General features: G+C 73.0%; 22 protein-coding genes. 7 read left to right on the forward strand and 15 right to left on the reverse strand.

Annotated features, from left to right (window positions below; all coding sequences use genetic code 11):
* The first annotated feature begins 7 nt into the window (after positions 1 to 7).
* Complete coding sequence (locus tag K4B79_RS01410) at positions 8 to 1,099, forward strand: enolase C-terminal domain-like protein (RefSeq protein WP_232024293.1); 1,092 nt, start codon at positions 8 to 10, stop codon at positions 1,097 to 1,099.
* 44 nt (positions 1,100 to 1,143) lie between these two features.
* Here the strand turns inward: K4B79_RS01410 and K4B79_RS01415 are convergent, their stop codons facing one another.
* Positions 1,144 to 2,196, reverse strand: coding sequence for an SDR family oxidoreductase (locus K4B79_RS01415; RefSeq protein WP_232024294.1), 1,053 nt, complete (start codon positions 2,194 to 2,196; stop codon positions 1,144 to 1,146).
* A 6-nt stretch (positions 2,197 to 2,202) separates the two neighbouring features.
* The gene (locus K4B79_RS01420; protein WP_232024295.1) at positions 2,203 to 2,703 is read right to left on the reverse strand and encodes a phage holin family protein; all 501 of its coding nucleotides are present in this window, start codon (positions 2,701 to 2,703) and stop codon (positions 2,203 to 2,205) included.
* 137 nt (positions 2,704 to 2,840) lie between these two features.
* On the opposite strand from K4B79_RS01420, the gene K4B79_RS01425 reads away from it, so the two are divergent.
* On the forward strand, positions 2,841 to 3,191 hold the full coding sequence (locus K4B79_RS01425; RefSeq protein WP_232024296.1) for a VOC family protein: 351 nt from the start codon (positions 2,841 to 2,843) through the stop codon (positions 3,189 to 3,191).
* Positions 3,192 to 3,205: 14 nt separating this feature from the next.
* Here the strand turns inward: K4B79_RS01425 and K4B79_RS01430 are convergent, their stop codons facing one another.
* Positions 3,206 to 4,105 carry an arginase family protein gene (locus tag K4B79_RS01430; RefSeq protein WP_232024297.1) on the reverse strand — a complete coding sequence of 300 codons (900 nt, stop codon included), beginning with the start codon at positions 4,103 to 4,105 and terminating at the stop codon, positions 3,206 to 3,208.
* A gap of 59 nt (positions 4,106 to 4,164) precedes the next feature.
* On the opposite strand from K4B79_RS01430, the gene K4B79_RS01435 reads away from it, so the two are divergent.
* Complete coding sequence (locus tag K4B79_RS01435; protein WP_232024298.1) at positions 4,165 to 4,512, forward strand: DUF6204 family protein; 348 nt, start codon at positions 4,165 to 4,167, stop codon at positions 4,510 to 4,512.
* Here the strand turns inward: K4B79_RS01435 and K4B79_RS01440 are convergent.
* From K4B79_RS01440 to K4B79_RS01470, 7 genes are all read right to left on the reverse strand, one after another.
* Positions 4,490 to 5,050, reverse strand: a complete 561-nt coding sequence (locus tag K4B79_RS01440; protein ID WP_232024299.1) for a GNAT family N-acetyltransferase — start codon at positions 5,048 to 5,050, stop codon at positions 4,490 to 4,492. The genes K4B79_RS01435 and K4B79_RS01440 overlap by 23 nt on opposite strands.
* A gap of 55 nt (positions 5,051 to 5,105) precedes the next feature.
* On the reverse strand, positions 5,106 to 5,336 hold the full coding sequence (locus tag K4B79_RS01445) for a LapA family protein (protein ID WP_232024300.1): 231 nt from the start codon (positions 5,334 to 5,336) through the stop codon (positions 5,106 to 5,108).
* A 75-nt stretch (positions 5,337 to 5,411) separates the two neighbouring features.
* Positions 5,412 to 6,335 carry a S66 peptidase family protein gene (locus tag K4B79_RS01450; RefSeq protein ID WP_232024301.1) on the reverse strand — a complete coding sequence of 308 codons (924 nt, stop codon included), beginning with the start codon at positions 6,333 to 6,335 and terminating at the stop codon, positions 5,412 to 5,414.
* Entirely contained in the window at positions 6,332 to 8,287 is a 1,956-nt protein-coding gene (locus K4B79_RS01455; protein WP_232024302.1) for a S9 family peptidase, read from the reverse strand. Before K4B79_RS01455 ends, K4B79_RS01450 begins: the two co-directional genes overlap by 4 nt.
* Positions 8,288 to 8,303: 16 nt before the next feature.
* Entirely contained in the window at positions 8,304 to 9,608 is a 1,305-nt protein-coding gene (locus K4B79_RS01460) for a M20/M25/M40 family metallo-hydrolase (RefSeq protein ID WP_232024303.1), read from the reverse strand.
* Positions 9,601 to 10,434, reverse strand: a complete 834-nt coding sequence (locus tag K4B79_RS01465) for a M55 family metallopeptidase (RefSeq protein WP_232024304.1) — start codon at positions 10,432 to 10,434, stop codon at positions 9,601 to 9,603. Before K4B79_RS01465 ends, K4B79_RS01460 begins: the two co-directional genes overlap by 8 nt.
* Before the next feature lie 134 nt (positions 10,435 to 10,568).
* Entirely contained in the window at positions 10,569 to 11,654 is a 1,086-nt protein-coding gene (locus K4B79_RS01470; protein ID WP_374208405.1) for a heme/hemin ABC transporter substrate-binding protein, read from the reverse strand.
* A gap of 96 nt (positions 11,655 to 11,750) precedes the next feature.
* Between K4B79_RS01470 and K4B79_RS01475 the strand changes: the two genes are divergently transcribed.
* From K4B79_RS01475 to K4B79_RS01490, 4 genes are all read left to right on the forward strand, one after another.
* Positions 11,751 to 12,560 carry a hypothetical protein gene (locus K4B79_RS01475; protein WP_232024306.1) on the forward strand — a complete coding sequence of 270 codons (810 nt, stop codon included), beginning with the start codon at positions 11,751 to 11,753 and terminating at the stop codon, positions 12,558 to 12,560.
* 29 nt (positions 12,561 to 12,589) lie between these two features.
* Positions 12,590 to 13,549, forward strand: a complete 960-nt coding sequence (locus tag K4B79_RS01480) for an HtaA domain-containing protein (RefSeq protein ID WP_232024307.1) — start codon at positions 12,590 to 12,592, stop codon at positions 13,547 to 13,549.
* Between the two features lie 200 nt (positions 13,550 to 13,749).
* The gene (locus K4B79_RS01485; RefSeq protein ID WP_232024308.1) at positions 13,750 to 14,289 is read left to right on the forward strand and encodes a hypothetical protein; all 540 of its coding nucleotides are present in this window, start codon (positions 13,750 to 13,752) and stop codon (positions 14,287 to 14,289) included.
* Positions 14,290 to 14,375: 86 nt separating this feature from the next.
* Complete coding sequence (locus tag K4B79_RS01490; protein WP_232024309.1) at positions 14,376 to 16,997, forward strand: immunoglobulin domain-containing protein; 2,622 nt, start codon at positions 14,376 to 14,378, stop codon at positions 16,995 to 16,997.
* 54 nt (positions 16,998 to 17,051) lie between these two features.
* On the opposite strand, the gene K4B79_RS01495 is transcribed toward K4B79_RS01490, so the two are convergent.
* From K4B79_RS01495 to K4B79_RS01515, 5 genes are all read right to left on the reverse strand, one after another.
* Positions 17,052 to 17,999, reverse strand: coding sequence for an SMP-30/gluconolactonase/LRE family protein (locus K4B79_RS01495; RefSeq protein WP_232024310.1), 948 nt, complete (start codon positions 17,997 to 17,999; stop codon positions 17,052 to 17,054).
* A gap of 178 nt (positions 18,000 to 18,177) precedes the next feature.
* Complete coding sequence (locus tag K4B79_RS01500) at positions 18,178 to 18,903, reverse strand: class I SAM-dependent methyltransferase (protein WP_232024311.1); 726 nt, start codon at positions 18,901 to 18,903, stop codon at positions 18,178 to 18,180.
* A 151-nt stretch (positions 18,904 to 19,054) separates the two neighbouring features.
* Positions 19,055 to 21,520: a SpoIIE family protein phosphatase gene (locus K4B79_RS01505; protein WP_232024312.1), complete on the reverse strand. Its 2,466-nt coding sequence runs from the start codon at positions 21,518 to 21,520 to the stop codon at positions 19,055 to 19,057.
* Between the two features lie 184 nt (positions 21,521 to 21,704).
* A complete protein-coding gene (locus K4B79_RS01510) occupies positions 21,705 to 24,143 on the reverse strand; it encodes an MFS transporter (protein WP_232024313.1) in 2,439 nt (812 codons plus the stop codon).
* Between the two features lie 146 nt (positions 24,144 to 24,289).
* Positions 24,290 to 24,733, reverse strand: a complete 444-nt coding sequence (locus K4B79_RS01515; protein WP_232024314.1) for an SRPBCC family protein — start codon at positions 24,731 to 24,733, stop codon at positions 24,290 to 24,292.
* Between the last annotated feature and the right edge of the window lie 100 nt (positions 24,734 to 24,833).

A 24,833-nucleotide genomic window follows, 5' to 3' on the forward strand; every position in this document is an offset into this window, starting at 1 on the left:
GGCCGTGATGAAACTCCGCCCGCCCGTGGTGTCCGTGTACACCGTGCCGACCGACGCCCCCGAGGCGGACGGCACGCTGTCCTGGGACACCACGACCGTGGTGATCGCCGAGGTGAGCGCGGGCGACGCGAGCGGCACCGGCTGGACGTACGGTCCGGCGGCGGTCGGCGACTTCCTGCACGAGCACCTCGGCCCGCTCGTCGAGGGCCGCGAGGCCCTGGACATCCCCGCCCTGCACGACACGATGTGCCGCTCGGTGCGCAACGCGGGCCGCCCCGGCATCGCCGCCTGCGCGATCTCCGCCCTGGACATCGCCCTGTGGGACCTCAAGGCCCGGTTGCTGGAACTCCCGCTGGCCCGGCTCCTCGGAGTGGCCCGGGAGACGGTGCCGGTGTACGGCAGCGGCGGCTTCACGACGTACCACGACACCCATCTGGCCGCGCAGTTGAACGGCTGGGTGCACGGGCAGCACATCCCCCGCGTCAAGATCAAGATCGGTGAGGCGTGGGGGCGCGCGGTCACCCGCGACCTGGCCCGCGTCCGCGCCGCCCGCCAGGTCATCGGGACCGAGGCGGAGTTGTACGTCGACGCGAACGGCGCCTACACGCGCAAGCAGGCGGTGCGCGTCGGCCACGCCCTGGCCGAGCACGGCGTCGGCTGGTTCGAGGAACCGGTCTCCTCGGACGACCTGACGGGCCTGCGCCTGGTCCGCGACACGGTGGTGTCCGACGTGACGGCGGGCGAGTACGGCTACGACCTGCCCTACTTCGCCCGGATGATCGCGGCCGGCGCCGTCGACTGCCTCCAGATCGACGCGACGCGCTGCGGCGGCCTCACCGAGTTCCTGCGCGCCGCCGCCCTGGCCCACGCCCACGGCCTGGAGGTCTCCACCCACTGCGCCCCGCACGTCCACGCGGCCGCGGCGGCCTCCCTGCCCAACCTGCGCCACATGGAGTGGTTCCACGACCACGTCCGCATCGAGGACATGTTCTTCGACGGCGCCCTCGACCCGACCGGCGGCGAGGTACACCCCGTCTGCGGCATCGGCCACGGCCTGACCCTGCGGACGGAGGAGGTGGAGGAGTACCGGGTGGCGTGATCACCGCCCACGTGATCATCGCGGTGATCATCGCGTGGGCGTGCTCACCGGCCTCGTCCACGGCGGCGCAGACCTGCCGTCACCGCGGCACCGAGGCCACCGATCCCGGCCGCCACCAGCCCCGCCCCCAGCCGCCCGCGGTTGCGCGAGACCCAGTCCTGGGGGCTGCCGGACACGGCCTCGTCGTCGAAGCGCCCATGGGCGCCGTGGTCCCGCCCGTGCGGTCCGTCGGCCGGTGCCCACAGGTTGCCGGGACCGGCGTGCGGCCCGTCGTCCTGCTGGGAGTCGAAGCCGGTGCGGGCCAGGTACCGGTCCAGGAACCCGGGGGCCACCGCGTTGGCGATCAGGGTGGCCGCCGTCGACCCGCCGACCCAGTACTCGCGCCGCCGCCCGTGCGAGGCCGCGTGCACGACGGCACGGGCGGCGACCTCCGGCTGGTAGACGGGCGCGACCGGGCGGGCCCGGCCCGGCATCCGGTTCACCACCCAGTCGAACTGCGGGGTGTTGACCCCGGGCAGCTGCACCATCGTCGTACGGACACCGCTGCGTGTGTGCAGCAGCTCGCACCGCAGGGACTCGTTGAAGCCCTGGATGGCGTGCTTGGCGCCGCAGTAGGCCGACTGGAGCGGGATCCCGCGGTAGGCGAGCGCGGAGCCCACCTGGACGATCGTGCCGCGGTCGCGCGGCAGCATGTGGCGCAGGGCGGCCCGGGTGCCGAACACATAGCCCAGGTAGGTCACTTCGGTCACCCGCCGGAACTCGTCCGGCGTGACCTCGGTGAACGGGGCGAAGACCCCGGCGAAGGCGTTGTTGACCCAGACGTCGATGTGCCCATAGGCGTCCACGACCTGCTGGGCGGCGTCGTCGACGGCCTTGGCGTCGGCGACGTCGACGGTGACGACCAGTGCCTCACCGCCGGCGCGCTGCACGTCGTCCGCCGCCGCGGCGAGGCCCTCACGGCCTCGGGCGAGCAGGGCGACCCGGGCGCCGCGGGCGGCGAAGGCCACGGCCGTGGCCCGGCCCACACCGCCGCTCGCCCCGGTCACCACGACGACCTTGCCGTGCCCCGCCGACGCTCCCTCGTGGAAGTCGCGCACCGCGCATCACGCCCGGTGGTGCGGCTGCTCGGGGTCCTCGCCGGGGCGCGGTGCGGTGCCGGGCGCGCCCACCTGGGGCGCGACGGGCGGCATCGGCGGTACCGGCGCGGCCGCCCCGCCGGGCCCCGGCGGGACCAGGGGCATCGTGCCGGTGGTTCCCGGCTGCTGCCCGGCCGCCGCGACCTCGGCCTCGCGCGCGGCCGTCGGACGGGACGCGGAGGGCCGGGCGGCGCCGCGCAGCACATAGGCCAGGGCGCCGAGGATCGCCGCCGTGATGAGGGCGGCGGCCCAGTCGGGCAGGCCGATGGCGAGCGCCAGCCCCACGGCGAGCGCGACGGCCGCGCCCGCGTACAGGGCGACGGCGCCGGAAGCGGCGTAGAGCACGGCCTTGCGGCGTTGCTTGCGGGTCTGCTCGCGCAGTTCCTCGCGGACGGTCTCCCGAGCGACCTGCGCCAGCTCGTCGACCAGATGCCTGTCCAGGTGCTCCAGATGATCCAAGCGGTCCATGCCCGCCGGGTACCCGCACAGCCGTGCGGATAACGCGGGGTGACCCGGGCCAGCGTCGGGGGGGCTCTCGCGGCCGGGGCGGGGGGATCACGTGAAACGATCTCCGCGTCCCGGCCGGTCCAACTAGGCTCGTCCGCATGGACATTCTGGGAGCCACGCTGCGCGTCTGCGTCGACGACCTGGAGACCGCGGTCCCCTTCTACGAGAGGCTGGCGGGCGGCAGAGCCCTCCGCTTCGAACGCGGGGGCGTCCAGGTCGCCGCGGTCGGCTGTTTCCTGCTGATGAGCGGGCCCGAGGCCGAGCTGGAGGTACTGCGCAAGGTCTCCGCGACGATCGCCGTCAAGGACGTCGACGAAGCCCACCGGGTGCTCACCGAGCTGGGCGCCCACATCGTCGCGGGCCCGCTCGCGTCCCCGGCGGGCCGCAATCTGATCGCGATGCACCCCGACGGGATGGTCTACGAGTACGTGGACCGCGGCGGCGCCTGACCCCTCGGCCCAACTCAGTCCCCGACGAGGGCGGCCACCACCACGTCCGCGAGCAGCGCTCCCGCCGTGCCCTCCGGGTCCAGATCGGGGTCGTAGATGGTCACATTGAGGCCGACGCAGTGCGCGGAGGCGAGCAACGGCCTTAGCAGGGCGACGAGTTCGTCGGGCAGCAGGCCGTCCGGGTCGGGGCTGTCGACGGCGGGCATCACGCCCGGGTCGAGGACGTCCGCGTCCAGGTGCACCCAGAATCCGTCCACCTCGGGGATCTCGAAGGCCCGGGCGGTGGCCGTGGCGAGGGCGTCCGCGCCCCACTCCCGGATGTCGCCGACGGTCACGACGGGGATCTTCAGCGCGGCGAGTTCGGCCCGGTCCTCCTCGAACACGTCGCGGATGCCGAAGAACCGGACGTCCTCGTCGCGCAGATAGGGCCGCAGCCCTTCGAGGTCGGTCAGGTCGTCCTGCCCGCGTCCGGTGGCGAGGGCGACCTCCTCGCCGCCCGCCGCGCCGATCCGGTCGGAGTTGCCGGGATGCCGGAAGTCCGGTGAGGCGTCCATGGCGGCCAGGCCGTACCGCCCGAGGCGCCGCAGGGCGAGCGAGGCACCGAGCTGGATGGAGCAGTCGCCGCCGAGGACGACGGGGAAGTCACCGGCGCGCACCAGCCGTTCGACCCGGTCGGCCAGTTTCCGGGTGTACGCGGCGAGCGCGCCCGCGTTGAAGACGCCGTCGCCCTCCCGCCAGTCCCCGCGGTCGTAGCGCGGCGGCACGACCACCCCGCCCTCCAGCGCCCGCAACCGCTGCACGATCCGCTGCTCCCGCAGGGCCCCGGCGAGCTTGTAGCAGCCGGGCACGGTGCCGGGGGCGGGCGGGCGCAGGCCGAGGTTGGAGGGGGCGTCGAGCACGACGATATTCCGCATGCCGGGCATCCTCGCCGAGGTACGGTCGAGCGTCCACCGAGATACGCGAAGGAGCGACAGTGAGTGAGCGGCACACCTACCGGGTGATCGTGCGCGGTGCCTGGGACGGGCTCACCGACGAGGCCCGCGCCCGGCTGCTCGCCGAGGCCGCGGACCACGGGATGGGCAGCATGCGGTTCACCGAGGAGGGATCGCTGTCCTACGAGCCGTCACCGCTGAAGCACTTCTCGATGCGGTACGTGGTGGTGTCGGACGCGGCGGACGGCGAGGAGATGGCGGCGGCGATCGCCGAGGACCGGGCGGCGACGACCCTGGAGGGTCTCGGGTACGGCCACGGTGCTCTGCGGTCGAGTGTCACGGACCTCGACACCATGAAGATCAACTTCAAGCCCGCATCTCGGCGGTGATCGCCCACCGCTCGTGGTCGCGCCAGGCGCCGTCGATGTAGATCATGTTCGGGGAGAAGCCCTCCAGCCGGAAGCCGCAGCTGCGGGCCAGGGCGATGGAGGCGGCGTTGCCTGGCTGCACGTTGATCTCCAGCCGGTGCAGGCGCATCGGTCCGAAGGCGTGGTCGATCACCAGGTTCAGCCCTTCGCGCATCAGCCCCCGCCCGGCGGCGTGCGCGAAGGCGCCGTAGCCGAGCGCCCCGCACCGGAAGCCGCCCTCGACGATGTTGTTGATGTTGATGAACCCGGCGACGGCCCCGGCCTCGCCCCGCTCCGGCGCCTTCTCGCACACCAGGAAGCCCGCCTTGGCCGGATCCTCGATCAGCCGTCCCGCGTAGGCGGTGTAGGCGCTCGCGCCGGTCGGCGGGAAGAGCCAGGGCTGGTGCAGTTCCTTGCTCTCCCGGGCCCGGGCGGTGAACTCGGCGCCGTCCTCGTAGGTGAAGTGGCGTATGCCCACGCGAGGGCCCTCGGCGAGGTAACGGGAAGCGCTGTGCGGCATCCCGCCACCCTACGACGTCGTCGGTTCCGCCGTTCCGGCAAGCCCTACGGCCTCGTCAGTTGCGCCGTTTCATGAAGTACGCCCCGCACAGCGCCCCGATGAGACCGGTGGCGAGCAGGGCCGTCCACAGCGGCATCGTCACCTCCGGGATCAGCAGCCGGATCCTCGTCGTGCGGGTGTTCTCGAAGACGAAGATCAGGGCGAGGACGGCGAGCAGGACGACGACGACCCGCGCGGGCGTCACCACGCCGCCGCGGCCGCCGCGCTCGGAGGTCTTCGGGCTCATGCGACCAGGGTGGGCCCGCGGCCCCGTCCCCGCACGGCGAGGGGCACCCACCGGGTGACCCGACCATCGCGCCCCTCACCGCAGCGCCGGCTCCTCCAGCGTCAGCGTCCCCGCGTCCGCGTCCAGCTCCGCGGCCACCCCGAACGGGATCGTCAGCGCCCCCTCGCCGTGCCCGAACCCGAACTCCTCCACCACCGGCACCCCGAGTCCGCCGAGCCGGTCGAGGAACAGCGCCCGGACGCCGTCGTAGGCCTCGCACTTCTCCCAGGAGCCGAGGAGCACGCCCTGGACGCCGTCGAGCCAGCCGGCGCGCAGCAGCTGGGTGAGGTAGCGGTCGAGCCGGTAGGTCTCCTCCCCCACGTCCTCCAGGCACAGCAGTCCGCCGCGCGCGCCGGGCCGGGCGTGCGGGGTGCCCAGGTCGGCGGCGAGCAGGGACAGGCAGCCGCCGAGGGTGACGCCCCGGGCCCGGCCGGGCAGGAGTGCCGTGCCGCCGGAGGTGATCGTGCGGACGGTGTCCGGGGCGAACAGGGTGGCCTTGAGGTGCTCCTGGGCGTGGGTGTTCTTGACGAAGTCGATGCCGGCCGCCATCGGGCCGTGCAGGGTGACCAGGCCGAGCCGGGTGGCGAAGGCCTCGTGCAGCGCGGTGATGTCGCTGAACCCGAGGAACACCTTCGGCCCGGCCGCCCGCATCGCCTCCCAGTCGAGCAGGTCGACCATGCGCTGCGTGCCGTATCCGCCGCGGGCGCACAGCACGGCGGCCACGGCCGGGTCGCACCAGGCGTTCTGGAGGTCGGCGGCCCGGTCGGCGTCCGTACCCGCCAGGTAGCGGAACTCCGGGTGCCGGTCCAGCACATGGGGGGCCACCACCGGGTCCAGGTCCCAGCCGCGCAGGATGTCCAGGCCGGCCTGGAGCCGTTCCTCGGGGACCGGCCCGCTGGGCGCGACGACGGCCACGCGGGCGCCGGGCGCGAGTCTGGACGGCCTGAGAAGTTCCTTCACTTGGTGAGCTCCAGGGTCGGGACACCGGGCGGGTTCAGGCCGAAGACCTGGGCGTACAGGGAGAGTTCGGACTCCAGGACGCGGATCATGGTCTCCGCCCTGCGGAATCCGTGCCCCTCCCCCTCGAAGGCGATGTAGGCGTGCGGCACCCGGCGGCCCTCCAGGCGGGCCAGGAAGCGTTCGCACTGCGCGGGCGGGCAGATCACGTCGTCCAGGCCCTGGAGGAGCAGGAAGGGCGCGGTGATGCGGTCGGCCTGCTCGGTGGGCGAGCGCTCCGCGTACCGGGCGGGCACCTCGGCGTACGGCCCGACCAGGGTCTCCAGGTACCGCGACTCGAAGTCGTGGGTCTCGCCCGCGCCCCAGCCGGCCAGGTCGAGGATGGGGTAGATGATCGTGCCGCAGGCGTAGACGTCCGTCGTGGCGAGCGAGGCGGCCGCGGTCCAGCCGCCGGCGCTGCCTCCGCGGATCGCGAGCCGGTCGCGGTCGGCGGTGCCCTCGTCTGCGAGGGCCTGCGCGACCGCCGCGCAGTCCTCGACGTCGACCACGCCCCACTGCTCCCGCAGCAGGTTGCGGTACTCCCGGCCGTACCCGGAGGAGCCGCCGTAGTCGACCTCGGCGACCCCGATGCCCCGCGAGGTGAAGTAGGCGATCTCCAGGTCCAGGACGAGGGGCGCGCGCTGGGTGGGGCCGCCGTGCGCCCACACGACGTACGGCGGCAGCTGGTCGCCGGGGGCCGTGCAGGCGGGGTGGTGGGGCGGGTAGACGTGGGCGTGGATCTCGCGGCCTGCCGGGCCGGTGAAGGTGCGGATCTGCGGTTCCGGGTAGTAGGCGGCGTCCACCGGGTCGTCGTGCGGGGCGCCGATGACGCGGGCCCGGCCGGTGCGGGTGTCCAGTTCCACCACTTCGTAGGCGCTGCGCGGGCTGGCCCCGACGGCGACGACCCGTTCACCGTGCACCGCGAGGGTGGGCGCGAACTCGGTCCACGGGCCGGCCGCGTCGACGACCTCGCCGGTCTCGGGGTCCAGGATCCCGAGGGTGGTGGCGCCGCGGCCGTGCACGACCGCGATCAGCCCGCCCTCCAGCGGGGCGAACCAGCGGTGTCCGAGCTTCCACAGGGGGCCGCCGAACTCCTCCTCGCGCGGGCAGAGCGGCTCGCCGTCGCGGTAGAGGTTCCACCAGCCCGTCCGGTCGCTCGCGTACAGCAGACGCCCGTCCACCGACCAGTCGGCCTGCGCGATGGACTCCTCCGGGCCGCCCGCTACCGTCCGGGGCTCCCCGAAGGTCCCGTCGCCCGCGACCTCGGCGACGAGCAACTCGGTGCCGTCCCACGGCATCCGCGGATGGTCCCAGGCCAGCCAGGCGGCGCGCCGCCCGTCCGGCGACAGCCGGGGCCCGGAGACGAACCGGTGCCGGTCGTCGGTGAGTTCACGCACCCCGTCACGGTCCTGGGCGGCCGATCCGTCCAGGGGTACGGCGGCCAGGACGCGCCGCACGTCCACGGGCCCGTCCCCGGTGAACTCCTCCAGCACGCACCACACCTCGCCGTGTTCGAGCCGCACCTGCGGCTCCGCCCAGCGCAGTCCGCCGCCCACCGGGGAGACGGGGGTGAGCGGTCTCGGCGCGTCGCCGCCCGGCCGGTACGCGTAGAGCCGCTGGTCGGCGAAGTGGGCGAAGACGACGAGGGGTTCGCCGTCGACGACCGCTCCGCCCCAGGGCGTGCCGCCGTACTCGATGACCCGGCTGCGCACGTTCCACGGGGCCGGCAGCACCGGCTCCTCGGTGCCGTCGGCGCGCCGTCGCACCAGGGTGCGGCGGCCGCCCTCGGTGGGCCGGGGTTCGGTCCACCAGGCCTCGTCGCCGACGAAGCCGGCGTACTCGGGGTGTCCGTCGTGCGCGGCGGCGAGCGCCGCGTCGATGGGTGAGGGCCAGGAGCCGTAGGCCAGTGTCCGCACGTCGTCCCCCAGACGCCTAGGCGGTGCGCAGGAAGCGGTCGAGTACCCGGACTCCGAAGTGCAGCGCCTCGACCGGTACGCGTTCGTCGACCCCGTGGAAGAGGGCCTGGTAGTCGAAGCCCTTGGGCAGCTTCAGCGGTGCGAAGCCGTAGCCGGTGATGCCCAGCCGCGAGAACTGCTTGGCGTCGGTACCGCCGGACATGCAGTACGGCACCACGTGTCCCTCGGGCGCGAACTCCTCCACGGCGGCCCGCATTTTCGCGTACGTCGGTGAGTCCACCGGTGACTGGAGGGCGACCTCGCGGTGCTGGAACTCCCAGTCCACGTCGGGTCCGGTGAGCCGGTCGAGGGTGGCCCGGAACTCGTCCTCGGCGCCCGGGAGATACCGGCCGTCGACGTACGCGACCGCCTCCCCGGGGATCACGTTGACCTTGTAACCGGCGTCCAGCATGGTCGGGTTGGCGCTGTTGCGGACGGTGGCCTCGACGAGGGCGGCGGCCGGGCCGAGCTTGTCGAGAAGGGCGTCCACGTCCCTGAGGTCCGTCTCGATGCCGTGGAGCGCGGCGAGTTCGGTGAGGGCGGCTCGCACGGTCGGGGTGAGCCGGAGCGGCCACTCGTGGGCGCCGATCCGGGTGACGGCGGCGGCGAGGCGGGTGACCGCGTTCTCCCGGTTCACCTTGGAGCCGTGCCCGGCGCGTCCACGCGCGGTGAGCTTCAGCCAAGCGGTGCCGCGCTCACCGGCGGCGATCGGGTACAGCTCGCGCCCGCCGCCGTCGTGGAAGGTGAACGCCCCCGACTCGCTGACGCCCTCCGTGCAGCCCTCGAAGAGCCCGGAGTGCTCGTCGGCGAGGAACCCGGAGCCGTCCTCGGCGCTGGCCTCCTCGTCGGCGGTGAAGGCGATCACGAGATCGCGCCGGGGCCGTACGCCCCGCCGCGCCCAGTCCCGTACGACGGCCAGGATCATCGCGTCCATGTTCTTCATGTCGACGGCGCCCCGCCCCCACACGACCCCGTCGCGGATCTCCCCGGAGAACGGGTGCACGCTCCAGTCCGCCGCCTCGGCGGGCACCACGTCCAGATGACCGTGGACGAGCAGCGCGTCCGCCGACGGGTCGGTGCCCTCGATCCGGGCGACCACGTTCGTACGGCCCTTGGTGCGCTCCAGGAGCACGGGCTCCAGGCCGGTGTCGGCGAGGAGCGCGGCGGCGTACTCGGCCGCGGGCCGCTCCCGGCAGTCGCCGCCGCCCCGGTTGGTCGTGTCGATCCGGATGAGGTCCGAGGTGAACCCGACGACCTCGTCCAGCGCTTGCCGGTCAGCCATACTGCTCCTCCACGGCGGCCGAGACGATGGTGGTGACCGCCTTGAAGGTACGGATTCCGTCGTACATGCGATCACTGGTGTACGCCACTTTCCGCTCCCCGATCCGCGTCACGCCCGGCACCACGGTGGCGGCCATCGCCAGATGCTCGGCGTCGAACTTCAACGCGATCGTGAACGGCCCGGCGCTCACCGGTTCCTGACGGACCGCCAGGGACGCGGCCTCCTTCGCGGCGGCCCGGATGTCGGCGGCGGTCCTGGCCGGCGTACGGCACACGGCCGCGTACCGCGACACATGGTCCTTGACCGCCACCTTCAGCGCCTCGGGGGCGTAGCCGAGCGCGTCCTCACAGGCCACGTCGTCGCCCGTCACCAGGACGACGGGCACGCCGTACTCCGCCACCACACCGGCGTTGAGCAGCCCCTCGCTCGCCCGCACGTCGTTCAGCCACACCCCGGTGATCGAGTTGGCGAGGTAGGTGTGGGCGAGGACGCCCTCCATGCCGGCGCCCGCGTGGTACCCGACGAACGCGATGCCGTCGACGTCCCCGTGCTGCACCCCCTCCACCATGGACAGCGACTTGTGCCGCCCGGTCAGCATCTCCACCCGCTCGTCGAGCCGTTCGAGCAGCAGGTTCCGCATCGTCCAGTGGGCCTCGTTCACGAGCACCTCGTCGGCACCGCCGTCGAAGAACCCGAGCACGGCCGCGTTCACGTCCGACGTGAACATGGACCGACACCGCTCCCACTGCGGCGTCCCCGGCAGCACGTCGGCCGGCCAGGTCACACCCGTGGCGCCCTCCATGTCGGCGCTGATGAGGATCTTCATGCCTGGTCACGTTACGCGCGCAAGCCGCTACCGGCCAGGAAGCCCAGGTGTTCTCGTGGTGCCGGGGCCTTTCAGTTCGGTGTCAAGCGCCGAACGGCTCCGTGGCAGGCGCCAACGACGTGTACGGCTCCCTCTCACCCGGCATGGATCCGGTCCACCAGGATGTCGATCACCAGCGGTGTGCGTGGACCGAAGCTCAGCAGCACGCCGTCCTCCAGGGTGACGACGCGTCGGTCCAGGCCGGCCGGGGTCTCGCGGATGCCGGGGATGTCGACCAGGCCGTCGACGCCGCCGACGGACTCCAGCCCCTTGTCCATCATCAGGATGACGTCGGGCCGGGCGGAGACGAGGGCCTCGCTGGTGAGGGGGGTGAACGGCTTGTCCAGGCCCCCTTCGACACCCGCGTCCACCGCTCCGGCCGCCGCGATCAGGGAGTCCGCGCCGGACCCCTTGCCGCCCATGAGGTAGACGGCCGCGCTGCCGCGCATGTAGAGGAAGGCCACCTTGGGCCTGCTGCCCTGGGGCACGGCCGCGCGGGCGGCGGCGAGTTCCTTGTCGATGCGGGCGTTGAGGGCCTGGCCCGCGGAGGGCACGCCGAGGGCCTCGGCGATGCGGGTGGTGCGGGTGGAGACGTCGGCGAGTTCGGTGGCCGGGTCGAGGACGACGACAGGGACTCCGGCGCCCCGGATCTGGTCGATGGCCTCCTTGGGCCCGGTGTCGGTGTCGGCGAGGACCACCGTCGGCTTCAGCGACAGCACGCTCTCCGCGCTCACGTCGTGGGCCCTGGTCACCTGGGGCAGCTTCTTCGCCTCGGCGAAGGTGGCGGTGATGTCCCGGCCGACGACCCGGTCCCCGAGCCCCAGCGTGAACACGATCTCCGCCACGCCGCCGTTGAGCGGCAGGATGCGCGAGGCGTCCTTCACGGTCACCCGGCGGCCGTCGGACGAGTCGACGGTGACGGGCAACTCCGGTGCGGGCGCCTTGCCTTCGAGGGGGACGAGAGTGTTCGTCGCGAGCTGCTTCTCGGCCGCCGCCGCCCGCTCGCCGGCCGAGGCCGCGGACGCGCTCGACCCCGATCCCGACCCCACTCCCGACCCCGACTCCGGCGAGGACGAGGAAGGCGAGGTGCCGCCGCAGGCAGCCGTCAGCAGCGCGAGGGCCAGCACGACCGGCGCCAGCCCCCTGCGCCGCGAAGGGAGTTTCCGGCATCTGTCGGACATACGCATCGCTTGGCCTTCCGAGTCTCTCGTGTGACATACCATCGGCCACCAGATTAGGTTAGGTTTACCTTATTAACTACTGGTGGGGGTGTTGACGTGAATGGGGCAAGTGGCCTGCGCGGCAGACGAGTTGCGGGAGCGGCCACCCTCGCGGCGATCGCCCTGACGCTCTCGACGACCTCGCCCGCCACGGCCGCGGGCGGCTCGGCGACGGGCCCCGAGGGCCAGCGGCTCACCGTCTCCAAGTCCTCCGGCCTCGACCCGGCCGGCGAGACGGTGACGGTGTCCGGCACCGGCTACAACACCGAGAAGGGCATCTACGTCGCCTTCTGCGTGGACAACGGCGCCGGGAAGACGCCGACCCCGTGCATCGGCGGCGTCGACATGTCCGGCGAGTCCGGGGCGTCGGTGTGGATCTCCTCCAACCCGCCGTCGTACGGCGAGGGGTTGGCCAAGCCCTACGGCGGCAGCGGGCACAAGGGCACGTTCAGCGTGAAGCTCAAGGTGCGTTCCAAGGACGCGAACACCGACTGCGGCAAGGCCGGCGTGACCTGCTCGGTGATCAGCCGCAACGACCACACCCGCGGCGGCGACCAGAGCCAGACGGTCCGGATCCCGGTCACGTTCGGCGGGAACGGGAGCGGAAGCGGGAACGGCACGTCGGGCGACGGCGGCGCCACCGCGACACCGAGCGCGAGCACCACCGGCGGCACGACGAGCGGCTCCGGCGACGGCGGTTCCGACGACGGCGGTACGGAGTCGTCGAGCGGGCCCCTGGCCGGCACCGGTTCCACCGCGCTGACGGTCGGACTCACCGCCGCCGGGCTGGTCGCGGCCGGCTCCGGCGCCTGGCTCTGGGCGCGGCGCCGTCGTACGGGACACGCGGGCGGCCCGAGCGCGCACTAGGAGCACAGGGAGCAGAGGGAGAAGTGAAGATGACGAAGAGACCCGGCGCCGTCGCCCTGGCGGGCGGCGCCCTGCTCGCGCTGCTGCACCCGGGGGCGGCCGCCGCACAGGGCGGGGAGGCGTTCCCCCGCGAGGTGTCCGGCGGATTCGCGAGCTGGACCACCACCGGCAACCGCCTCGCCGACCGGGGCGTGTCGGTCGACGTGACCGCCCCCGCCACCCGGAGTGCCGCGGACCGTGCCTGGTTCCCGGCCACCGCAGGCGGCGCGAACCCCGAAACCGGCGACGCGGACGTGGAGTTGGCCGGTTCGGCCCAACTCTCCGGCGCCGCACAGCCGTTGACGCTGAGCGGTCTGCGACTGGAGCTGCGCGACGGCACGGGCACGCTCCACACCCGGACGGTCGTCGGGACCGGGGCCCGTGAACTGGCCCTGGCCGACGTGACCTTGGGCGACACCGCCCCCGCCGTCCGCACCGGTGGCGTGACCTGGTCCGGGCTGAAAGCCTCCCTCACGGACGAGGGGGCACAGCTGCTGTCCGCGTGGAGCGGAAACCCCTTCTCGGAAGGGGACGATCTTGGCTTTCTCGACGTGACCGTGGGGACCGGGAGCGCCGGTACCGCGCCCACCCCACCCCCGTCACGGCCGGACGCGCCCTCGGGGCCGTCCGCCACACCCCCGCCCCCGCCCCCGGCACAGGACCCCGAGAAACAGCGGGCGGAACCCGCCGCCTCGGTGGCACGCGCCACTCTGGCCGCCGGCGGCGAACAGACCGTCATCGGCACCGGTTTCGAGCCCGGCGACGTGGTGCTGGTCGCCATCGACGACGATACCCGCCACCAGGCCGTGGCCGACACCGAGGGCCGGATCTCCCAGACCTTCCCGGTGTACGCGACGGCCGACGAGGGCGCGCACACGGTCGCACTCTCCACCGTGACCGGGGAGCGCGCCGCCACCACACGGTTCGAGGTCCAACCCGCCGCGGAGTGATCCGGCGTGTTACCGACACCCTTTGCACACCGAGGAGCGGGCCCCACGGCCCGCTCCTCGGCATGCCCAACTCTCCTGGTCCACCAAGGGCGTTGAGAACGTTTTGCCGACCGTTGACAATTCCACGGAACTCGTATTTAGGTTTGCCTTACCTAACTCCGATCGGAGTGGGGACACCCCAGAAAGGTGAGACGCTCGCCATGAGAGCCGTTCCTTCCGCACGTACCGCCGCCCGCGCCACCCTCGCCGTCGCCGCCTCCGCCGCCCTCACCCTGGGCCTGGCGACCTCCGCCTCCGCCGCCACCTCGACCCGCACGATCGTGGACGGCAGCACCACCTACAACCTGTCGGTGACCGCCCCGAACACCGCCTCCGCGGCCGGCCAGGTCATCAACGTCACCGGCTCCGGCTTCAACACCGGCCAGGGCATCTACGTCGGCCTGTGCGTGGTCAGCGGCGCCCCGGGCGCGGCCAAGCCCACCCCGTGCCTGGGCGGCCAGGACGAGACCGGCGCCACCGGCGCCTCGCACTGGGTCAACAACACCTTCGGCGGCATGTTCGCCAACAGCTCCAAGTTCGGCACCGGCGGCACCTTCAACGTGAACATCTTCGTCAAGGCCACCCTCGACGACGGCCGCGTCTGCGGCGACGACGTCACCTGCGCGATCGTCACGCGCGCCGACCACTTCGACACGGACGACCGCAAGTACGACGTCCACGTGCCCATCACCTTCCAGTAGCCGCCCGCCGGACCGGGCCCTCACGCGGGGGCCCGGCTCTCGCACGACCGGAGTGCCGGGCGCACCCGACACGTGAGGAACTCCCCATGACAGACGACACGCCCGGCCGGCAGCGGCCGGGCCGTACCGGCGGGCCGCGCCTCAGACGCCCCGCGGCTCTGCTGGGCGCCACCGCCCTGCTGGCCGCCGCGGTCACGGCCGTCACCGTCGGTTCGGCCGCCCAGGCCGCCGACACCCCGAAGACGGCCCTCGGCAAGAACGGCCAGAAGCTCTCCGTCTCCGCCTCCGCGAACCTGGACCCGGACGGCGAGACGCTCAAGGTCACCGGCGACGGCTACGACGACACCAAGGGCGTCTACGTCGCCGTCTGCAAGGACAACGGCGACAACCGCATCCCCACCCCCTGCCTCGGCGGTGCCGACCAGAGCGGCGGCAGCGGCGCCTCGGCGTGGATCATCCCCCGGGACGCCTCGGACGAGGGCGCGGGCACGGTCGCCGTCCGGTGGGGCGAGGGCGGCACCTTCGACGTCGAGCTCAAGGTCAGGGCCAAGGACGGCGGCCTCGACTGCCTCCAGGTCGCCTGCTCCGTCGTCACCCGCGTCGACCACAACGCCGCCGGCGACCGCTCCCAGGACGTCCGCATCCCGCTCTCGTTCGAGGGCCAGGACCCCGGTGGCGGGAACGGCGGCGGCGACGGCGTGGACGTGCCCGCCGGCACCGTCAGCTATGTGAAGGCCGCCGAGGCCACCGAGGTCGGCAAGCCGCTGGGTGTCCTGCTCCACCCCGACTCCGGGAAGCTGTACGTCGGTTCGGACAACATCCCGGACACCGGTGACGTCAACGAGGCCGGTCTGTACGTGCTGGACCCCAAGGACGGCAAGGTGCTCAGCCGGGTCGCCCAGGCCCCCGGCTCCACCGGCACGATGCTGCCCCGTACCGTCCAGCGGCTCATCGCCCCGCTCGCCGGTGACGGGGTGGTCTTCCAGTACCCGGTGCGCGGCATCGGCACCGCCAAGGACGGCGACACGGCCGCCAAGGGCGTCTGGCCGCCCGGCTCGACGGTCACCGGGGCGGCTCCCGGCACCGACGCGTCCACCGTCTTCATCTCCCAGGGCGCCGTCCTGTCCGAGATCGAGATCGCCACGGGCGCGGTGAAGCGCACGGTCACCCTCGAAGCGGGCGGTGACCTCGCCGCGGACAGCGCCCGCGGTGTCCTGTGGTCCGCCGAGGGCACGGGCGGGAAGCTGCGCCGCGTCGACGCGCGCTCCCTCGCCGTCACCGCCCAGGTGGATCTGCCCGCCGAGATCCTCTCCTTCGTCCGGGTCGACCCCGAGACCGGCAACGTCTGGGTGGGCACGGGCTATTCGGTGCTCGTCCACGACAAGGACGGCAAGCTCCTGACCACCCTCAAGGGCAAGGACCGGCCCACGGCGGTGGCCTTCGACAGGACCACGGGCGAGGCGTTCGTCCTGCGCGAGGACTACGGCACCGCCGACGACGGCGCGGACAACGTCGGCGCCCTGGAGGTGTACGACAGCGCCACCTTCCAGCAGGCGGCCCAGCCCCTCGCCCTGCCCGGCAGCCGCTCCGCCACCTTCGCGGGTGCCGCCGTGACCCCGGGCGCCGGCTCGGTCTTCGTCACGAACCAGGCCGAGAGCAAGGTCGTCCGGTTCGACCGCCGGGTCTCCCCCGAGGTCACCCAGTCCCCCACCGACCAGTCCGTCGCCCCCGGTGACACGGTGACGTTCGTCGCCGCCGCCACGGGCACCCCCGAGCCCACCGTGCGCTGGCAGGTCAGCCCGGACGGCGGCCAGACCTGGAACACCGTCGAGGGCGCCACGAAGAACGCGTACTCCTTCACCGCGAAGGCGGCGCAGAACGGCTACGCGTACCGGGCCGAGTTCACCAACTCCGTGGGCACCACCCGGACGTCGCCGATCACCCTCACGGTCACCGAGGCCGGCGGCGACGGCGGCGCGGACGGCGGGAACAACGGCGGCGAGGACGACGAACCGTCCGGCACGAAGACCGTCACCGGCCCCGAGGGCCAGAAACTGACCGTCACCCCGGTCAACCACCTCGCCACCGAGAACCAGACCCTGAAGATCACCGGTTCCGGCTACGACGAGGACAAGGGCATCTACGTCGCCCTGTGCGTCGACAACGGCGAGGGCGAACTGCCCACCCCGTGCATCGGCGGTGTCGACATGAGCGGCGCCTCCCACTCCTCGGCGTGGATCTCCTCCAACCCGCCGGACTACGGCGAGGAGTTGGCGACGCCGTACGGGGCGGGCGGTTCCTTCGAGGTCGAGCTGACGGTGGACGCCAAGGACGAGTTCACCGACTGCTTCAAGGCCACCTGCGTGCTCGCCACCCGCGCCGACCACACCCTCTCCGGCGACCGCTCCCAGGACGTGAAGGTCCCGGTCGCCTTCGTCGGCCAGGACCCGGTGGACACCGACCCGGGCACCGGTGACACCGGCGGTACGGGCGGCTCGGGCTCCGGTTCCGGGGGTTCGACGGGCGGCACGAGCACCACGGGCGGCGGCGCCGCTTCCGGCTCCACGACCGGCGGCTCGGGCACCTCGGCCACGGGCGGCGGCAGTCTCGCCTCCACCGGCGTCACCGTGCTCTCCGTCGCCGCGCTCGCGGCGGCCCTGCTGGGCGCCGGCTGGGTGGCCTACCGCCGCGGCCGCGCCGTCGGCTGACCGACGACACCGGGCCCTCCCCTCCGGAGGGCCCGGCCCGGTCGGCCCGAAGGCTCAGATCGACACCGCGACGGCGTTGTACGTCGTCTCCGGCGTCGGCGGGGTCGTGAAGCGCGCGTTGACCAGGTACAGGCGGTCACCGAAGCGGGCGGCCGTGGTCGGCACGTCGAAGCGCGGGTCGGTGACGGTCCGGCGCAGGGTGGCGGTGGTGGCCGCCTTGTCCAGGTCCCAGACGCTGATCAGGTTCAGCCGGTTCTGCACGACGTACAGCGTGCGGCCGATGCGCCACAGGCCGTCGCCGTTGACGACGGTGTCCTGGCCGACCAGCGTGATCCTGGTGGCGTGGCCCGTCCTCGGGTCCACGCGGTACAGCTCGCCCGGCGTGCTCTTGACGACGATCAGACCGCGGCCGTCGGGGGTGTCCACGATGCCGTTGCCGTTGTTGACGTCGGGCAGCTGCACCCAGTCGCCGGTCAGCGGCAGCGTGCGGATCCCGCCCGTCCGGCCGCCGCGCGGGACGCCGTAGAGGAACGCGGCGCGTGAGTCGGTGAACCAGGCGCGGTCGCCGAGGAGGGTCACGTCGTTGATGAAGTGGCCGGTGGGCTCGGAGAGTTGGTGGGTGACGAGGAGCTCGCCGGTGCGGGCGTCGTGCACGCGGGCGACGCCGGTGTTGCCGGCGACGTAGAGCAGCCCGTCGTGGTCGATCTTCAGCCCGACGGAGATCAGGCCGGTGGCCCCGGCGAAGAGGATCGCCCCCTCGCCGGTGCGCAGGTCGGTGCGGTAGATCGCGCCGTTGGCGCGGGAGCCCATGTAGGCGTACGGCTTGCGGCCGATGGCGATGCCCTCGGGGAGGAAGCCGTCGGGCAGCGGGAACTCCGTCGGCCAGGGGGTGTTCGGGGCCGCGACCGCCGTGCCGGTGCCGGCCGTCGCCGTGAGGGCGGCGAGAGCGGCGGCACCGCCCAGCACGGCGCGTCTGGTGGGTCGGGGGTGGGTCGAGCTCATGGGTGGGGCCTCCATGACGTCGGCTGCGCTGACAGATGCTGCTGAACAGTGCCGTCGTAAGCCTTTGCTACTGCACGGTGCTGTCGTAAGCCTTCGTTGACAACTACGTTGACAATGGCGTGAGTTGGCAACGATTTTGCGCCGTCCTGAGTTCCCCGTGACCCGCCCGCCCCCGGTGTCACGTCGTGCGGCCCGCCACCACCCATGTCGAGGGGAGTTCGATCCGCGTGCCGTCGGGCCGGTACTCGGTGGTCGTGAGCGGCAGGTCACCGCCGGCCAGGATGCTCAGCCCGGCCACGTTCAGATACACGGGGATCGCGTCGTCGGCGACCTCGCCGGGTGCGATGCCGTGCCGGAAGATCGGCGCCAGCTTGGGCGGCGGCCCCGCCGAGCCGCCCGCCAGGTCCCGCAGGACCTGCTTGGCGTCCTCGGAGAGTTCGACGAGGAAGGCCCGGCCGCGCTCCCCGACGAGCGCGGCGATCCCGTCCACCAGCGCCTGCCGGTCGTCGGGGTCGGCCTGGTGCAGGACGCCCCGCATGTAGACGTTGGCGTCGCCGAGTTCCGCGTGCAGGGCTTCCGTCTCCCCCTTGTCGGCGGCGTCCAGCGACCGGTAGGACGCCTGTCCCGCCGGGTCGGACCGCCGGGCGTGGTCGAGGGCGGCGCCGGACAGGTCGGCGCCGACGACCCGCGGGAAGCGGTCGGCGAGGAAGCGGGTCTGGGTGCCGTTCCCGCAGCCGAGGTCGATCATCGGCAGCCTGTGGTCCACGAGATGGGGTTCGAAGAGAGCGAGGTGGACGCCGGCCGTCAGCACCGGCTCCGCGTCCCACATCACGCTCCCCTGGTCGCCCGGGGCCTCGCGCCAGAAGCCCTCCCAGGCATCGCGATACCGACTCGTCACGCTCATGTCCAGCTCCCCAGGATGCGACGGCCGCCCGTCCCAAGTGGCGGGCCAGTACGGTGTATCGCGCCTGGTTCACGCCCACAAGCGCACGGCGCATACCTTCACGGCTCGTTCGACACCGGCCGCGGGGCGCGGAGCGGGACCGACCGCGAACTCACCGCCGCGGCAAGGTCAGTTCGAACCAGACCGTCTTGCCCGCCCTCGTACGACTGGCCCCCCACTCCCGGGCCAGCGTACTGACCACCCGCAACCCGCGCCCCACCAGATCCCCGGGCCCCGCGCTCAGCAGGTTCGGCAGCTCGTGGTCGTCGTCGTCCACCTCACACATCAGCGTGTCCCCGCGCACCAGACGCAGTTCGACGGGCCGCCCGTGGGAGTGCCGTATCGCGTTGGTGACCAGCTCGCTGACCATCAGCTCCGCGGAGTCGGCCAGCCTGCCCGCTCCCCACGCGTGCACCTGCTCGCGCACCACCGCGCGCGCCCGTCCCACCTCGGCCGGGTCCGGCCGGAGCCGCCACTCGGCCACGTCGTCCGGCTCGATCCCGTTGAGCCGGGCCATCAGCAGGGCCACGTCGTCCTTGCGCCCGCCCCGCGTGTTGAGCGCTCGGATGATCATGTCGCAGGCGTCGTCCATGGAGGCCGCCGGATGCGCCGCGGACTCGCACAGGGTCGCGAGGCCCACCCCGATGTCCTCGCCGCGCATCTCCACCAGCCCGTCGGTGCACATCACGAGCCGGTCGCCGGGCTCCACGCGCACGCGTACGGACTCGAAGGGCACCCCGCCGACGCCGATGGGCGCACCGGTGGGCAGGTCGAGCAGGTCGCTGCGGCCGCCGTCCGCGCGGACCAGCACCGGTGGGATGTGGCCCGCGTTGGCGAGGTGGAGCTCGCTCGCGATCGGGTCGTAGACGGCGTAGAGGCAGGTGGCCAGGTAGGTGTCCCCGAGTCGCTGGGCGAGGTCGTCGAGCTTGCGCAGCAGCTGGGCCGGGGGCAGGTCGAGCGCGGCCATGGTCTGGACGGCGGTCCGCAACTGGCCCATCATGGCGGCCGAGTTCAGGCCGTGCCCCATGACGTCGCCGACGACGAGCGCGGTGCGGGCGCCCGGCAGCTTCACCGAGTCGAACCAGTCGCCGCCGACGCGTCCGAGCAGCGTGCCCGGCAGATAGCGGGTGGCGATGTCGCAGCCCGCCATGCGCGGCGGGATGTGCGGCAGCATGCTGTCCTGGAGGGTCTCGGCGACGGACTCCTGGTAGGTGTACATGCGCGCGTTGTCGAGCACGAGACCGGCACGGGCGGCGAGTTCGGCGCCGGTGACGCGGTCCATGTCGTTGAACTCGACGCGCTCCGGGTGGCGCAGCAGGATCATGAAGCCGAGGACGACATGGCGTGCCTTCAGGGGCACGATGAGCATGCTGCGGCCGGTGATGAGGGGCCGGATGTCCCGCTTCTCGAACTGCGAGGCGATGGCGTGGCCCATCTGCTCGCTGATGCGGGGGACGAGGACGGGCTCGCCGCTGGTCATGCACTGGAAGAACGGGGTGTGCGCCGGGAACGGCATGGCCTCGCCGACCGGCACCACGTCGTCCCAGCGGCCGGGTTCGTCGGTGTGCTCCAGGGCGACCCGGTGCCACATGGTCGTGGTGTCCGGCACGCCCTCCGGGAACCCCTCACCGGCGACGACCTGTTCACGCAGATAGGTGCCGGCGACGTCGGTGAAGCGCGGCACGACGGCCCTGCTGACCTCGACGATGGTCCGGGAGAGGTCGAGGGAGGTGCCGATGCGCCCGCTGACCTCGTTGAGGAACTCCAGGCGTTCGCGTACGGCGGCGTACTCCAGGTCCTCGACCTCGTCGACGAGGTCCTCCGGGGCCGGCCGGCCCTCGGCGAGGGCGCGGGCGGCGCGCTCGCGGCGGGCCTTGCGCTCGGCGCGCCGGGCCACGCCCCAGTCGGGGGTGACGGGCACCCGGTCGTTCTGGCTGAACTCCAGGACGGGATAGCCCAGTTCGAGGATCTGCGCGACGATCCGGGCGCTCTCCCCGACGCTCATGCTGGGCAGGATCTCGGGGAGCCGGCGGGCCAGTTCCTCGGCGCCGGGGAAGTCGGTGTGCAGGGCGAAGCCGGGCGCGATCCGCTCGACCGCCGCGTCCTCGTCGGCGTCGTCGGGGCCGAACCCCGCCGCGTCCGCGGCGAGGACGAGCAGCCGCTCCCGCCCGGGGCCGACCAACGGGTAGGCCCACCACAGGACATCGGCCCGTGCTCCGCCCGCGCCGCCCGGCACGGTGAGCCGGGCCCGGCCCGCCGCCGGGTAGGACAGTCGGCCGTCGAGGGAGGTCTCCAGGTCGGGCCCGAGGCCGTCGTAGGAGGCGAACCGCCCGTAGGGCGTGGCCTCGTCCTCCTCGGGGAGGGCGCCGGAGACGGGCAGGAGGTCGACGGCCGCCCGTCCGATCGCCTCGTCCTTGGAGGCCCCGAACAGGCGTCGCGCGCCGGTGCTCCAGTGGGACACCAGGCCGTCGCGGTCGACCACGACCACGGCCAGCGGGATGCGGCCCGCGGCGTGTTCCGCCGCGCCGTTCCCAGCTTCGCGGCTGGGAGGTGCGTCCCACTCGGTGCCACGGTCCATGGCCCAGGCCCTCTCTCCCCACGGCTCCGCAAGATCTGTGCCGCCCTCACCACGGTACGGGGCCGGACCGTCGCGATGTGCGGCATTGCGGGAATTCGCCACGGTCGACCGCTCCGGCGCGCGCCCCCGCTCCCTGGCGCTGAGCAGGGGCGATCGGACGTCGACCGAGGTTACTGACGGGTTCTCAGTCCTCGTGCCCCAACTGGAGGTCGCGTTCCGCGCGCTCCCCTCCCGCGACCTTCAGCACGGTGGCGACGGGCGGGTATCCGGCCGCGATGACGGTGTACTCGCCGGTCGACAGGTCACCGAAGCGGAAGGTGCCGTCCAGGCCGGTGGTGAGCGTGTCCACGACGTTGCCCGCCGCGTCGAGCAGCGTCACCCGCGCGTCCTCCACGGCCCGCCCCGCGACACCGGTCCGCACGGTGCCGCGGAGCACGGCGCCGCCGGCGAGTTCGACGTCCTGCCGGGTCTCCCGGGCGGCCCGGACGGTGACGGGCAGGGCGGCCGGGCGGAAGGCGGGCGCGCCGACGGCGAGGGTGTACTCGCCGGCCACCAGCTCGGTGACGGCGTAGCCGCCCTCGGGCCCGGTGCGGGTGCCGGCGACGACCTCGCCGTGCGCGTCGGTGAGCGTGACGGTGGCCTCCGGCACGGGGGTGCCGTCCGCGGTCAGTACCCGGCCGGTGAGGCGTCCGGCGCCGCCGAGGACGATGTCCAGCTCGACCGGGCGCTCGCCGACGGTCACGGAGACGGCCTGCGGCTGGTGTCCGCCGGCCGCGGCGATCAGGACGTACGCCCCGGGGCCCGGGGTGGCCAGCGCGTACCGTCCGTCCTCTCCGCTGCTGCCCCGGCCGAGCTGTGCTCCGGCGATGTCGATCAGGGTGAGCGCCGCGCGGGGCACCGCGGTCGCGTCGGGGTGCCGCACGGTGCCGCACACGGGGGCTCCGGACACGGCGGCTCCGGCGACGTAGGGCGCACGGGCCTGCGGGATCGGGGCGGGCGCGGGCACGGGCCCGTACTCCGGCTCGACCACGTGGTCGAGGGCGCCGTCGGCGGTGGGGTGGGACGCTGCGTCGGTCACCAGGGGGGTCTCCTTGAGGAAGCAGGCGATCAGCAGGCCGAGGACGAGCACCGGCACGAGGTAGAGGAAGATCCGCGGCATGGCGTCGGCGTACGCCCTGATGTAGCCGTCGCGCAGGTCGGGGGGCAGCGCGTGGACGAGCTGCGGGGTGATGGACTCGGGGTCGGGCAGCCCGGCACCCGCGGGCAGCCGCCGCTTCAGCGCGTCGGCGAGCCGGTCCGTGAGGAGGGTGCCGAAGACCGCGGCGCCCACGCTGCCGCCGATCTGCCGGAAGTAGTTGTTGGCGCTGGTGGCGGTGCCGAGGTCGGCGGGCCGGGCGGAGTTCTGCACGGCCAGCACGAGCACCGGCATCACCATGCCGATCCCGGCGCCGAGGACGGCCATCCAGATGCTGTAGTGCAGCCGGGGCGTGTCGACCTCCAGGCGGGACAGCAGCCACATGCCGACCACGGCGAGGGCGCTGCCGATGACCGGGTGGGCCCGGTAGTGGCCGGTGCGGCTGATGAGTTGCCCCGAGATGATCGAGGCGCCGACGATGCCGGCCATCATGGGAAGCATCAGCAGCCCCGACTCGGTGGCGGAGGCCCCGTCGACCATCTGGAGGAAGGTCGGCAGGTAGCTGGCCGCGCCGAACAGGGCGACACCGATCACCAGGCCCACCAGACCGGTGATGTTGAAGACGGGGTCCCTGAACAGCCGCAGCGGGATGAGGGGTTCGGCCGCGAAGCGCTCGGCGACCAGGAAGAGGACGGTGGACACCATGGCTCCGGCGCCGAGTCCGAGAATGACCCGCGAGTCCCAGGCGTGCTCGGTGCCGCCCCAACTGGTCAGCAGGACCAGGCAGGTCGAGGCGGCGGCGAGCAACAGGGTGCCGAGGATGTCGAGGCGTGCCTTCGCGGCCGGCTTCGGCAGCTTCAGGGCGACGGCGACGACGGCGAGCGTGACGAGGCCGAAGGGCACGTTGACGTAGAAGCACCAGCGCCAGGAGAGATGGTCGGTGAAGTAGCCGCCCAGCAGCGGTCCGGCGACGGAGGCCAGTCCGAACACGGCGCCGATGAGGCCCATGAACCGGCCGCGTTCCCGGGGCGGCACGATGTCCGCGATGATCGCCTGGACGCCGATCATGAGTCCGCCCGCGCCGACGCCCTGGAGCGCGCGGAAGGCGATCAGCTGGTCCATGGTCCCGGCCCGGCCGGCCAGGGCGGAGCCGATGACGAAGACGACGATCGCGAACTGGAAGACGCCCTTGCGGCCGAGGAGGTCGCCGAGCTTGCCGTAGACCGGCAGTCCGACGGTGGCCGTGAGGAGGTAGGCGGTGATGGCCCAGGACATCCGGTCCAGGCCGTGCAGTTCACCGACGATCTTCGGCAGCGCGGTGGCGACGATCATCTGCTCCAGCGCGGCCAGCAGCAGCGCGAGCATCAACGCGAAGAAGACCAACCGCACCCGGCGGGGGCTCAGTCGGGGACCGGCGGCCGATGCCGGGGGCGGATCGTCCGGAGGGACGGTGGCCGGTTCGTCCTGTACCAGAGTCGTTCCGCCCACGAACCGCTCCCCTCGTCGCGCCTGCGCATATTTCCCGCAATAGGCGACAACCACGAGCAAGCGCGACGAGTTACGGCGTCATACCGGACCGCGCGGAGATCCACTCGATCCGGTGAGGGGCCCAAGGGGCCCGGGAGAACGGGGACTTACTTCTCGACCTCGGTGGCGAGCCGGTCGAGCACGACGTCGTAGATCCGGCCGAGGCCCTTGGGCGCGAAGGTCTTCTCGAAGAAGCCGCCGATGCCGCCGGCACCCTGCCAGGTGGTGGTGACGACGACCCGGGACTTGCCCTCGCCGGCCGGGGTGACCCGCCAGGTGGTGACCATGGAGGAGTTGCGGTCCTTCTCGACGAGCTCGCCGTCGGTGGGCTCGCTGACCTCCAGGAGGCAGTCCCGGACGCGCTTGCTGGTGGCCTGGAGCTTCCAGTGGACGAGGGTGCCCTCGCCGTCACCGCCCTCGCGCACCTCGTACTCGCTGAAGTGCTCGGACAGCAGCTTCGCACGCGTACCGCTGTAGTCGGCGACCGCGTCGAACACCTTCTCCGCGTCCGCCGCGACGATCCGCTCCGTAGTGGCCTCGACCTGCGCCATCGACTTCCTCCAGGACTTCAAGTTCTCGGGGTTGGGGCAAGCCAACCACCCCGGTCCCCGGCCACCCAAATCGGGGTGCCCGAGACCGATCGGGCGTCGA

Source organism: Streptomyces lincolnensis (genome assembly GCF_021173675.1).
Taxonomy (GTDB): domain Bacteria; phylum Actinomycetota; class Actinomycetes; order Streptomycetales; family Streptomycetaceae; genus Streptomyces; species Streptomyces lincolnensis_B.